General features: G+C 38.3%; 12 protein-coding genes. 7 read left to right on the top strand and 5 right to left on the bottom strand.

From position 1 onward, the window contains the following. Window positions 1-15 precede the first annotated feature (15 nt). Genes CA2015_RS13050 through CA2015_RS13040 form a run of 3 tightly spaced genes read right to left on the bottom strand, consistent with a single transcriptional unit; the run spans window position 16 to window position 2860 of the window. The gene (locus CA2015_RS13050; RefSeq protein ID WP_048642312.1) at window positions 16-1050 is read right to left on the bottom strand and encodes an aldo/keto reductase; all 1035 of its coding nucleotides are present in this window, start codon (window positions 1048-1050) and stop codon (window positions 16-18) included. A gap of 29 nt (window positions 1051-1079) precedes the next feature. Then, window positions 1080-2033: a GNAT family N-acetyltransferase gene (locus CA2015_RS13045; RefSeq protein ID WP_048642311.1), complete on the bottom strand. Its 954-nt coding sequence runs from the start codon at window positions 2031-2033 to the stop codon at window positions 1080-1082. A 5-nt stretch (window positions 2034-2038) separates the two neighbouring features. Continuing rightward, the gene (locus CA2015_RS13040; RefSeq protein WP_048642310.1) at window positions 2039-2860 is read right to left on the bottom strand and encodes a 1-acyl-sn-glycerol-3-phosphate acyltransferase; all 822 of its coding nucleotides are present in this window, start codon (window positions 2858-2860) and stop codon (window positions 2039-2041) included. A gap of 285 nt (window positions 2861-3145) precedes the next feature. Between CA2015_RS13040 and CA2015_RS13035 the strand changes: the two genes are divergently transcribed. Next, entirely contained in the window at window positions 3146-3991 is an 846-nt protein-coding gene (locus CA2015_RS13035) for an SDR family NAD(P)-dependent oxidoreductase (protein WP_048642309.1), read from the top strand. Window positions 3992-4053: 62 nt separating this feature from the next. Here CA2015_RS13035 and CA2015_RS13030 read toward each other — a convergent pair whose 3' ends face one another. Together CA2015_RS13030 and CA2015_RS13025 are read right to left on the bottom strand one after the other, a co-directional pair. After that, a complete protein-coding gene (locus CA2015_RS13030) occupies window positions 4054-4887 on the bottom strand; it encodes a DUF4249 family protein (protein ID WP_048642308.1) in 834 nt (277 codons plus the stop codon). A 5-nt stretch (window positions 4888-4892) separates the two neighbouring features. Further along, entirely contained in the window at window positions 4893-7307 is a 2415-nt protein-coding gene (locus tag CA2015_RS13025) for a TonB-dependent receptor (protein WP_053086685.1), read from the bottom strand. A 190-nt stretch (window positions 7308-7497) separates the two neighbouring features. Here CA2015_RS13025 and CA2015_RS13020 point away from each other — a divergent pair, with 190 nt between their 5' ends. From CA2015_RS13020 to CA2015_RS12995, 6 genes are all read left to right on the top strand, one after another. After that, complete coding sequence (locus CA2015_RS13020) at window positions 7498-8463, top strand: vWA domain-containing protein (RefSeq protein ID WP_048642307.1); 966 nt, start codon at window positions 7498-7500, stop codon at window positions 8461-8463. A gap of 24 nt (window positions 8464-8487) precedes the next feature. Further along, entirely contained in the window at window positions 8488-9141 is a 654-nt protein-coding gene (locus CA2015_RS13015; protein WP_048642306.1) for a hypothetical protein, read from the top strand. Further along, window positions 9125-9766 (top strand): hypothetical protein, encoded by a 642-nt coding sequence (locus CA2015_RS13010; protein ID WP_048642305.1) that lies wholly within the window; start codon window positions 9125-9127, stop codon window positions 9764-9766. The genes CA2015_RS13015 and CA2015_RS13010 overlap by 17 nt, the downstream gene beginning before the upstream one ends. A gap of 17 nt (window positions 9767-9783) precedes the next feature. After that, entirely contained in the window at window positions 9784-10965 is a 1182-nt protein-coding gene (locus tag CA2015_RS13005) for an acetyl-CoA C-acyltransferase (protein WP_048642304.1), read from the top strand. A 42-nt stretch (window positions 10966-11007) separates the two neighbouring features. Further along, on the top strand, window positions 11008-11802 hold the full coding sequence (locus CA2015_RS13000) for a toxin-antitoxin system YwqK family antitoxin (RefSeq protein WP_048642303.1): 795 nt from the start codon (window positions 11008-11010) through the stop codon (window positions 11800-11802). A gap of 143 nt (window positions 11803-11945) precedes the next feature. Then, window positions 11946-12881, top strand: coding sequence for a phosphoribosylaminoimidazolesuccinocarboxamide synthase (locus CA2015_RS12995; protein WP_048642302.1), 936 nt, complete (start codon window positions 11946-11948; stop codon window positions 12879-12881). The last annotated feature ends 70 nt before the right edge of the window (window positions 12882-12951 follow it).

Below are 12951 nucleotides of genomic sequence, written 5' to 3'. Positions count from 1 at the left end.
AGATTATTTGGTTTCTTATAAATAAGGGAAATCCGAAATTAAGGATTTATCTTTTAATTCCTTCCAAAATTCTTTAGGCAAGGATGTTTCTGAGGCAAGAATATTCTTTTCTACCAATTCGGGTTTATTGACACTTAGGGCTACACTTGACACACCGGGTACCATAAGTGAAAATTGTATGCATGCATGAAAAGGTGCTACATCGTATTTTTGACAAACTTCAAAAAATGCAGTTCTCCACTGAATTTTCCTTTGGTCTTCGGGATCCAAAGAGTCAAGTTTTTTATAATCAAAATAATCCTCCCCAGTTAAAAATCCGGATTGAAAAATGGCTGCTATGATTATGCCTACATTATCCTTTCTCAATAATTCTAAAAAATCCATTAATTCAGGAGGATGGTGAATCAGTGAAAGACTATTGGCAACCATCACATAGTCCAGTGGCACCCGCGAATAGATCTCTCTGATAGTCTTCCAGTCCTTAGCCCCCACGCCGATACCATTTACCTTACCTGCCTCTTTCAACTCCTTCATGGCGGTAATGGCACCCATAAGCTCTTCCCATAATAAGGCTCGCTCTTCCTTAGTCTTTGCCTTGGCTAAAAATTCATCAGGATCATGGAGGGAAATCAGCTGTGGAACATACCCTTGCAAGAGGGCATTGTCTTTTTCGAAACATTCCAGAATTCCCTCATAACTTATCTTTTGAACCGCATCATGATGAATGCCTTTCCATATATTGGGTTCAAAGAGGGGTTCAGGAGTAGTAAGAGGCACTCTGGTCCAGCCGAGTTTATTTGTAATAATAACATTACTTCGAGGAATGCGCTCCTCCGCTAAAAACTCTCCCAATACCTCAAGAGCCAAACCCGCCCCATATTTACCTGCAGTATCGAAGACCGTATTAGGGCTCGTTCTATTGAAAGCTTCCTTAAGGATGGCTTTTTTATCTGCTTTTGAATAGGCTTGGAAAAGGTTTCCCAATGCACTGCTCCCAAATATAATTGATGGAAAATATAAGCCTGTTTTACCAAATGGCTTCGTATTCATTTCTCAATGGGTTCAATGCTTCTCAATTTTTAATTTTGTTTTGCACCATAGTGCTTGTCTCTTGCGAATGTTTCGAGATGGCGATGTTTTTTTGATTCGTATATATCTGCGATAGTAATAAGAATCCCAGTCTCTTCTACAGCGCCAAATTCATAATTCATTGCTGTACCAAAGGTCTTCATCGTTGAGGACAAATTCATATAGGTATTGATCAGAGGAGGAATGTTCTCTCCTAAAGTTCTCACCCTTGAATTGAGTAATTTATACCCTTCCTTATAAGACAGCCCATCAAAAACTCCTTTAAAATTCTGGAGGTCTGTTTTATACTCTAAAGGCACTATAGGTAAAATCAACTGGTCATTGTCTGGAAAATAATGATTCATGAAATAAATCAATAAATCTCTGGCCTCCGCATTATAATGTGGGTACATGGTAACCTTTCCAAAAAGATATTTGACATCGGGATTGATCATAACCACTGCTCCCAATCCATCCCACAAATTGTCAAGAGAAAATATCCCTCTTCTATTGTCAACACTTGGTTGGTACTTTGGTTGGACAAAAGATCTGCCCAATTCTATGGTATATGGAAGGTAATCCTCAATAAACGAATCTGAGAAATTAAACAGGTGTGCTGTAGATAGGTTAACAGAGCCCTTATCTGTAAAGCCTGCATCCGAACATTTGATCAATCTGTACCCTGCAATGATTTCTTCGTCTTCAGGATTCCATGCGATCAACTGCTCGTAGCACTTTTCGCAAGTATCATTTTCGTCTATATCTATTGACAGTCCTGTGCCTCCTCCTGCTGCCCGAAAGGAAATCTCCCGTAGCCTACCGATTTCTTTCAACACATTTGGTGCATTGTGCTGATTAATCAGATAGATTTCATTTTCCCCATTGTTTACATATCTTAAAAATCGATCGGGTGTCAATTCATTCTTAATCGCATCCCTCTCAATCGGGTTGATAATGTCTTGCATAAATCCTACTTGTCTTGGACAATATTGTAAACTATATTTTTGACCTCTTGTGCCCAATATTTATCCGTCTTAGAAGCATCAAAATACTTGTAAGAAATCGGTTTTCCTATATGGACTACAATTTTTTTGTTTTTTTGGGCAAACATTTCGTCCGCCAAATAAAACATTTCAATATTGGCCTTTACTCCCAACTTTTTCCTAAGGTTCGCCAAATTATAAAAAAAAGATGAATTTCTCCCTTCTATATATATAGGAACTACATCTTTTTTATACTTCTTTGCTTTATTTATAAAGCTTTTTTTCCACTCTAAATCTTCAATACCATTCGGCTGTTTGCGAGAAACAAGACCAGCAGGAAAGATAATAACCCCATTATCTGATGCATAGGTAGCCTCTATAATCTCCACGCCTCTTTTGCCATGCCCTCCATGTTTGTTGACCGGCACAAATAACTTACCGAAATTGGGGATATTCATCAACAAATCATTCACTAAAAACCTTAAATCTTCCCTGTAGGCACCTAATACATGCATCAACACAATGCCATCTAAACCTCCCAAAGGATGATTCGCAGCGAAAATAACATTGCCCTCCAAAGGAATATTTTCTGCATTCCTCACCTCTATCTTCATCCCAAATTCAACTATTAATGCATTCACGAAATCCAACTCCTTTAAGTTAGCATTCCGTTCCATCACATCATTGACCTCGGTTTCGTGAACTATTCTCTGGATATACGATAGAAGAAAGCCCGGCATCCACTTTAATAAACCTGGATTTTTATCACCTATAACCTTCTTTATTTCAATGAATTTTTTCTTTGCCACCTACAACTTGTTTAATTAAGGATGTTATCCTTTTTCTTTCTGAAGATATCTACCTGAAAAACAGATTCATAAACTTCCTACTGAGAAACCTAGACACCAACCATTGAATATCTTAGTTGAAATCAATAACAAAAATACAGAAATTAATTTATCAGTTTCAATTGATTTGGGATTCCCCGCCTCGAATTTTACGCTCCTTCCTTTTAATTATAGTTATAATATCTTTAATTTCACCTACATTCATTCCGCATTATTGAAAATTCAACAACCCTAACAACCTACTTTATGAAAATAGCAATAACTGGAGCAACATCTGGAATTGGTGCAGAAAAAGTAAAAGCCTTGGCTCCCTTATGTGAACAAATATTTCTTTTGGTTAGAAGTGAAAAAAAAGCCCTGTCTCTGATAGAGTCACTCCCCTCTCCATCAAGTAAATTCACAATCATATATTGTGACCTTTCTGATTTAAACTCTGTTGCCAAGGCTGCGAGATCCCTTGCCGATAAGACCAAAAACCTTGATGTACTTATCAATAATGCGGGAGGGATTTTCCCTGAAAAGGAAATTACTAAAGACGGGCATGAACTCACCTTCTCGGTAAATCATTTGGGACATTTCCTATTGACCCAGCTAACCCTACCCTTACTTATCAGTGGAAATGGTGGGAAAATAATTAGCGTTAGTTCAGAGGCACACAAAGCAGCAGGGATCAATAAGCAGGATCTGGAACTTAAAGAAAATTTCAGCTCATTTAAAGCCTATGCCAATGTAAAACTCTATAACATTTTATTTACAAAAGCCTTGGCGGAGAAATACAGTCATGAAAAAATAGCTGCCTATGCATTACACCCAGGAGTGGTCAATACTAATTTCGGTAATCAAAGCCTTGGACTATTCAAAGTGTTAATTTTCCTCGCTAAACCATTTATGATAAGCCCTAAAAAAGGTGCTCAAACAGGTATCTTTTTAGCTACAAACGAACAAGACCCAAGTAAAAATGGTGCTTACTATAAAAAATCAAAAGTCGCAAAAGACAATTCCTTGACCTCTTCCAAAGCTCTAAGAGATCTTCTTTGGGATTACAGCGAAGCCCAAATTCAACCATTTCTCACAGAAACTGGCACTAAATAAGCTTATTTTTTTCTCCGCCTATTGAATTTCAGCGAGTAATAGATGGCCTAATTCAGGCTCACCTATTGCTCGCTTTCTTCAATGGTTATGGTTTTCGAAATAATTGAACCTGTCATAAAATACCCCAATACTTGCCCCTCACCCTTAGAGGCTATAATATTCGATATGGGGTTTTCAGGTGGAGGGCTAAAAAGGCCTCCATCATTGGACAACAAAGACACGAATTGGACTAAGTAATCATAGGCATTCTCATTCAATCTGATCAACTGAAGCTTAACCTTATCATTCTCCTCAAAAGCAAACCCATTCAATTCGAATCCATTGTCCAGAATATTGGTGCCAAAGGTATCATCAAAGAGGAAATAATCGTCAGTACCATTTAAAAGCGTATCATTTTTTGTCACTAGTAACCTATAGAAATTACCATCTTCAAAAGGAATTTTACCGTATAAAGTCAAGTAATAGCCTTCCTCAGCAAAAAACCTCTCTTCTCTAAACCTTGAAGTAATGCTGTCTAAAACTGGAGGTTCTTTTGTAATTCCCTCACTTGTATATGCTACATCATCTAGCAAAACCTTCATCGTATATTGGTGTCCGGTAATTGCTACCTGATTATTTATTGGTAGATAATAGCCCAATTCTTCAACATAATTAAAGTCAACCGTTTCGCCAGAAGAATTGTCCTTAATACTGACGGAGGCATTTTTGGCCACCTCATTGTCTAAAGTATCATAGTAATCTCTGGTATAGGTAATCCTAATAAAATTATCCGAAGCATTGTCAGTCCATATTGCCTCAATGATAGGCTTTTTCGGGATATCCCCTAAATCAAGTTGCACTTCTTCCTGGCAGGACAAAAGTGAAATTAGGCAAATTATTATTCCAAAATTTTTCATATATCTTAAAAAGTAAAATTGTAGGTTACCGATGGCAAAATCCCAAATAAATAAGTTTTGACTACTCCTGGTCTTTGTGAAACTACAGGTATACCTTCACTGGAATCAAAATTAATGTCATTGTTTTTAATGACTGAAAATTGGTAGGAAAATGGATTCTTCCTTCCATAGGCATTGTAAACACTAAAGTTCCAACTCCCCTTCCACCATCTACCTTTGTCTTTGTTCTTAAGCGTTAATGATAGATCCATCCTATGATAATCTGGGAAACGGCTATTGTTACGGTAAGCATCATATAAAGGTATGCGCTGATTGTCCAGCACATACGAGCCGACAGGAAAGGTTACAGCTACTCCTGTGGTGTATACAAATGTCCCTGAGAAAGACAATCTTTCATTAAGCTGATGGGTAAGTACCAAGCTCAAATCATGAGGTCTGTCATACCTCGGATTATAAGGCAAATCCATGTTGATTCCTTCAATTTGCCTATACACCCTTGACCAGGTATAACTTAGCCAACCAGTAGTTTTGCCAATGTTTTTTCTCAACATAAATTCCAAACCATAAGCCCAACCATCTCCAGTTAGAATCTCAGTTTCCACATTGTCTTTAAACAATACATTTGCATCCTGTTTGAGATCAATTATGTTTCTAAAATCACGGTAATAACCTTCCAAAGACAATTCCCATCTATTATCATTAAGGTTTTTGAAGAGTCCTAGAGAAACCTGATCACTTCTAATAGGTTCTATATATTTACCAGCTGGAATCCACCTATCTATAGGGAGTCCTGCTGAAGAGTTTGATGCCACCTGAATGTATTGGTAATTCCGGTTATAACTTCCTTTCAATGCTAAACCGTCGGTAAGGAGATATCTAAAAGCTACTCTAGGTTCAAGTCCATCAAAAAACTTCATCCTTTCTCCAAAGCTATAATTTAAGGTGTCTGAAATTGCAGCATCTCCAGTTGGTTCACCTCCTTCGTATAGGTAATTTGTACCATTGCCAATCTGTTGGTAAGCACTCCAACGAAGGCCAGCCTCAACGCTCAATTTTTCTGAAACCTCTGATTTTCCCGCAATGAAGAAACTGTTCTGAAAACCAATTCTAGTAGTAGACTCAAAGGGTAGCAAGTTTTCATCATTGCTAAATTGTAAGTCTACAGGTGCAAAATAATACAGTTGGCTATGCATTCCGAATTTCAATTCTGTATCGTCTTCAGGTAGATAAGTAAAGGCAATTTTGCCCCCGGTTTCAGAAAAGTAATTGGACCAATCAAACCCATTGTCCTCGTCGGAAACAGTGATTTTATATTTGTAAAAACTGTAATAAGCTGTTACATCAAGAAACAATTTGTCGTTGATTTGCCTATCCCAATTGAAAGAGTTTATCCAGTTGTTCCAACCCAAACCAAATTGTTCTGACAAACCCAAAAAATCGCTTCCATAATAGGTGGAAAAGGTGAATTTATTTTTTTCTCCTTTTCTCCACATAAGCTTACCGCTCAAGTCATAAAAATACAATTGATTTTCTCTGAGAGATTCATTGGAAGAGAGACCTAAAAAAACGTCTGCATAAGTTCTCCGAGCTGAAATTAGAAAGGAGGCATCATCAGAAAACAAAGGGCCATCTACAGTAATCCTCGAACTAATACTTCCAATTCCTCCATCTCCTTTCAATTTCTGTGTATTTCCTTCTTTCAAGGAGATATCAACTAAAGAGGAGGCTCGCCCACCAAAATTAGCAGGTATATTCCCCTTGTAGAGGGCCACATCACTAATGGCATCAGGATTGAAAACAGAGAAAAACCCAAAGAAATGTGAAGGGTTGTATATTGGTGCTCCATCTATTTGAATCAAGTTTTGGTCTGAAGACCCGCCTCTTACAAACAATCCTGTAGTTCCTTCCCCTGCAGTGTTTACCCCTGGAAGAAGTTGAATACCTCTTAGCAAGTCAACCTCACCAAATAAGGCTGGAATTCTCCTCAATTCATCGCCAGAAATCTCACTCTTTCCGATAGCTGTACTTTTCACATTATAATCCTCCCTCCTTTCGGAAACCACCACCTCAGAAAGATTCATTTCATTGGGGCTTAAAAAAAACTTCAGCTCAGCCAATTCATCTTTTTTATTAAAAGATCTTCTAACAGCTTCATAACCTAAAAAGCTTATTTTTAAGCTATTTGGAAGAGGCTCTACTGGAAAAGAAAAGAATCCATTTACATCCGTAACTGTACCTTTGGTGGGCTGGTTTTCCCAATAGATAGCTGCTCCAGGCAATGGTTCACCAGACTGGCCATCTAGAACCTGCCCACTTACCTGGCCTATACTCTGAGCAAATGAATCGAGCTCCGCTGATAAAAACACAAAAATGAATAAAATACAAACATACCTGAAAGCCACAAAGTTAAAACCAAGCATTATTTAAATCGAAAGATTATTGGTGGAAAATCCCCAAAACATTAATAAAGGATATACGAACATAACGGTATCACAACAAAATAGTTAAGTTTGCAATAAATATTTAACAGCAATTAACTTTATGGTTTGAAAAAATCAATAATTCTTCTTCATCCATTTCGTTTTAAGTTATAATGATTAATTTCAACCTATGATTTGGGCATATCCTGACAATAGTTTTATAATAACCTTGGCAATAGTATTCATTTTGTTGTACGGGTTTTATCTATATCGATTTTGGAAAATTAACCAGAAGATTACCGTTAAAAAGCGGCGGTTGGTATGGAAAATGGTTTTAAGAAGTCTGTACTTTTCTTTATTTCTTATCGCTTTGGCTGGTCCCTCAATAGGCAATGCAATGAAAGAAATTAAGCAAGAGGGAAAAGACCTTTTTCTCGCCATAGACCTTTCCAGGTCTATGAATGCGGAAGACATTAATCCAAGCAGATTACAAAGGGTCAAGTTTGAATTGAAAAACTTAGTGAAGAATTTCAGTTCGGACCGCTTAGGAATAATTATATTTTCATCTGAGGCATTTATACAATGCCCTTTAACTTTCGATCAAAATGTGATTCAACTACATTTAGACGGATTGAATAGTGGCCTAGTTCCTAATTCAGGGACGGATATAGCTGCTCCTCTAAAATTGGCGCTAAGCAAATTTCAAACAGATGAAAGTCAAGAACCAAAATCCAAAGCCATCGTTTTGATTAGTGACGGAGAAGATTTTGGAGATGGACTTGAGCAAACCCTTAGTGAATTGAATACAGCAGGTATAAAAGTCTTCAGTATGGGGGTAGGTACATCCAATGGGAGTACTATCCCAAGAGGTAGTGGCGTAGTGATTGATCAAACCACCAATCGGCCAGCTATCTCTAGACTTACTTCAGACAATCTTAGAAAAATAGCCAATGATACAGGTGGAGACTATTTTGAATTAAGTGGGGAACAGAACGACATCCCTCACTTAATTGACACCATCTCAAAATTAGAAGGTACTGTGATGGCGAGCAGAACTGTAGAAGCCTCTTCCAACAAATATTTCTATTTTCTTTTGGCGGCTCTCCTTTTGGCAATTATTGATGCCGTTTTACCCGTCAGAACCTTATCATTTTAATTCAACTGAAAAACAACCAACACAATGGTATCCAGATATTTACTATGGATTTTGTTATTATTACCGAGTGACTGGAAGAATATAGCGATTACCAATGAAGCGATCGCTACAGCAGAAAGGTCTTTTAAGGAGGCTGATTATGAAAATTCAGTTAGACAGCATCTTGCCCTAGTTGATGAGCATGGGCTAACACAGCCTGAAATAAAGTTTAACCTGGCTTTAAGCTATCAAAGTAACGGGCAAGAAGAGGATGCAAAAAAAACATATGAAAGCCTTTTGAGTAGTGAGAAAGCTCAAATATCTTCTTATGCTTCCAATCAGCAAGGAGTAATGCTGGGTAATGAGAAAAAATACAAAGAGGCACTGGCCTTTTTTAAAACCTCCTTATTAAAGGATCCAACCAATGAAAAAGCACGGTATAACTATGAACTACTAAGCAGGTGGTTAGATGGCAATGAAGAAAATCAGGAAAACGAGGAAAACCAAGATCAGGAGGACAAACCAGAACCCTCCAACTACGCCAAGAGGATGAAGGCTCAGGCAGACGATTTGGTGGATAGGTTCCAGTTTGACGAAGCGCTTAACACAATGAATCGGGCTTTAGAAATCGATGAAACAGTAGCTTCTTATCAGCAATTTATAGACCATTTAAAGGACATCAATGAAATCAATAAATAAACTATTTCTAATCATCCTTCCTTTAATCGTGTTATTGCCGTATGAAGGAAAATCCCAATCTCAAGCAGATTATTTCAATAAAGCTGCAAGACAATACGTAAATGACGACATACAGGGCACCAGCCAATTGCTGGCAGAAGGTCTTGAGAAATACCCTCAAGATGCCAAGCTCAATGCACTTTGGGAGAAATTAAAAAAAGACCAGGAAGAGCAAGAGAAGAAAGACCAGGAGAATCAGGATCAGCAAGACCAAGAGCAACAAGAACAAGAGCAAAACCAAGATCAGCAGGAACAAGAGAAGCAGGATAGCGAAAAGCAAGAAAATGGTGAGGGGGAAGAACAAACCCCAGAGGATGGTGCTGATGAGTCTGACGAAATGGAAGAAAAGCGTGGGGAGAAAACAGAAGAAAATGAAAATTCTGAGGAGCAGAATAGCATGGAAAGTGATCTGAGCGAACGGGAAAAGGCGATGGAAGAACTGAAGCAAAGGTTAGAGCAAATGAACATTACACCTGAACAAGCTGCACAGATCCTGGATGCCATGAATAGTAATGAGCTTAGGTACATTCAACAGAACAAAAAGAAGCCTACTCAACAACCTAAAAGAGGGCTTCCTGATTATTAAAACAAATGACCCATAATATGAGAGAAGTATATATTATAGCCGCCACAAGAACTCCTATCGGTGGATTTGGAGGACAACTTTCTTCTCTCTCGGCCACCGAACTGGGAGGATTTGCCATTCGATCCGCCATAGAGAAATCTGGGATAACAGACCTTAGTTTAATCAGTGAGGTATTGATGGGAAACGTACTCTCCTCAAACTTAGGACAAGCACCCGCCAGACAAACGGCACTAAAAGCTGGTCTAAGCATTTCAACACCCTGCACGACAATTAACAAGGTATGTGCATCCGGCATGAAAGCAGTAATGCTAGGCGCTCAAGCCATAATGTGTGGGCAAGCTGAAATCGTAGTTGCCGGAGGGATGGAAAGCATGAGTAATGTCCCCTATTACCTTCCAAAGGCTCGTTTTGGCTATAAATATGGAGATGGAAACCTGGTAGATGGACTTCAAAAGGATGGCTTACACGAGGTTTATCACGATTTTCCTATGGGGAATTGCGCTGAAAACACAGCCAAAGAAATGAAGATAAGTCGTGAATCTCAGGATCAGTATGCCATAAAAAGCTATCAACTGGCCGCTGAAGCATGGAAAAAAGGCTTATTCGATAATGAAATATGCCCCATTCAGGTCAAAGGCAGAAGGGGTGAAAAGAACCTTATTTCAGAAGATGAGGATTTCAAAAAGGTCAATTTCGAAAAAATACCAACATTAAAACCTGTTTTTTTACTGGAAGGAACAGTTACTGCAGCCAACGCATCAAACATAAGTGATGGGGCCTCAGCGCTTATTTTAGCGGATAAAAAAACAGCCATGTCAATGAACTTACCGATAATCGGTAAAATACGTGGATTTTCTGATGCTGCCAGTGACCCATTATGGTTTACAACAGCGCCCTCCTTGGCTATTCCAAAAGCACTAAAAATTGCAGGAGTCAATTCAAGTGACATCGACTATTATGAAATCAATGAGGCCTTTGCAGCGGTGGCTCTAGCCAATCAAGAACTGTTGAGTATTCCTGAAAAAAAATTAAATGTTTATGGTGGAGCTGTGGCTTTGGGCCATCCACTTGGGTGCTCAGGTAGCAGAATCATAACAACTTTACTTTCCATTCTTCATCAAGAAAATGGAAACTTGGGAGTTGCTGGAATATGCAATGGTGGAGGCGGTGCATCTGCTATTGTCATAGAAAAAATGTAATCAGCAATAAAACGCTAGGCTTTTAAAGGAAAATGGCACCAAATGAAACTCTACACTCTTGTATTCTTTCTACTTTTGCTTTACTCGGTCACTCCTGGATTTGCACAAGTTCACACCACTTATTATGATGCAGGTGAGACCATTATAAAAGAGAATTTTGAAACCTCAGAAGGAATGGCACATGGGGCCTATAAACTTTACAATACCTTAGGCCAATTGATTCAAGTAGGCCAATATGAAAATGGACAAAGGATGTCAGATTTTTATGACCTACACCCTATAACACAAGACACGCTTAAAATAACACCTTACTATAAAGATTTACCTCATGGTGAAGCCAAGTCTTATTATCCAAATGGGAGTCTGTCACAAATTGCTTCGTTTAAGGAGGGAGCTATTGAAGGTTTATTAGAAAGTTATTTTCCTTCCGGAAAAATTAAGAGCAGAACTGAGTTTTCAAATGGAAAACCAAATGGCTCCCATATCAGCTATTATGAAAATGGCGAAATTCATGAAAAACAAACTTTCAAGGACGGAACCTTAGATGGAATTCAGCAGGAATTCACTGAATCCGGACAATTGATAGAGGAAAGTAATTATAATAAAGGAAGTCTTGAAGGGCCTTTTATCACCTATTTCCCTAATGGATCGAAGGCCACTGAAATCAATTACAAAAACGGTATCAAGCATGGAGATTACTTAGGTTACCATGAAAATGGAACCATTGCCATAGAGGGGAAATACAACAGAGGATTAAAAAATGGCCGGTTTGTCACCAAAGACGAGTCTGGTGCAATCATAGGAGAAATGACTTACAAATCAGGAAAAAAAGAATAACAAACTTTACTTGGACAGGGTGAAACCAGCTAAACAAAGGTAGTTCTCAGCTAAGAATTTTCGGGATAGATTTTCAGGAAGATTGAAAAATTAGAACAAGCATCAGATTATTTTCTATTTTTGTGTTTAAAATCTAAGGCACAATGAACCAAGGTATAAAAAGCACACAATTCGAATTCCCCGGACAATTAGACTTTTACAAAGGAAAAGTAAGAGACGTCTATATATTTGATAAATTAATTGCTGTAGTTGCAACAGATCGCATATCAGCATTTGACGTAGTGCTACCAAAACCAATCCCTTTTAAAGGGCAGGTTCTTAACCAAATCGCGTCCTACTTTCTTGCCTCCACCGCTGATATTGTGCCTAACTGGGTCACCTCTACCCCTGATCCTAATGTCACCATTGGTAAAAGATGCGTTCCTTTTAAAGTGGAAATGGTAATAAGAGGCTACCTAGCTGGACATGCTTGGAGGGAATATAGGGATGGCAAAAGAAGTATTTGTGGTGTTGATCTTCCTGATGGTTTAAAAGAAAACGATCCACTTCCAACACCAATCATCACTCCTACGACTAAGGCCGACCAAGGACATGACGAAGATATTTCAAGGGACAAAATCCTTAGTCAAGGTATTGTCAGTGAAAAAGATTATATCCAATTAGAAAAATACACCAAAGACCTATTCCAATCAGGCACTGAAATGGCCAAAAGCAAAGGGCTAATATTGGTGGATACCAAATATGAATTTGGGAAGTTTGGAGATCAGATTCTCCTTATTGATGAGATCCATACACCTGACTCTTCAAGGTACTTCTACCTAGAAGGCTATGAAAAGCGACAAAAAGCCGGTACTGTACAAAAGCAACTTTCCAAAGAGTTTGTCCGACAATGGCTTATAGAGAATGGATTTCAGGGAAAAGATGGACAAACTATTCCGGAAATGACACCTGAAATCATTGAATCGATATCAAAGAGATACATAGAGTTGTATGAACACATCACAGGGCATGATTTTCAGCCTGCAAAAAGTCAAGGTGCACGTGAAAGGATAGAAGAAGCTATACTTGCAAATATTTAAAAGAACCGAACATTTTGGCCCCATCAATTTTTAAGCTAATTTTAAATCGGTATCGAAAATAACCACCTAT

Origin of the sequence: Cyclobacterium amurskyense (assembly GCF_001050135.1) — a bacterium.
Lineage (GTDB): Bacteria > Bacteroidota > Bacteroidia > Cytophagales > Cyclobacteriaceae > Cyclobacterium > Cyclobacterium amurskyense.
Note: the sequence above shows the minus strand (reverse complement) of the source record. Positions and strands in the feature narration are given on the sequence as shown.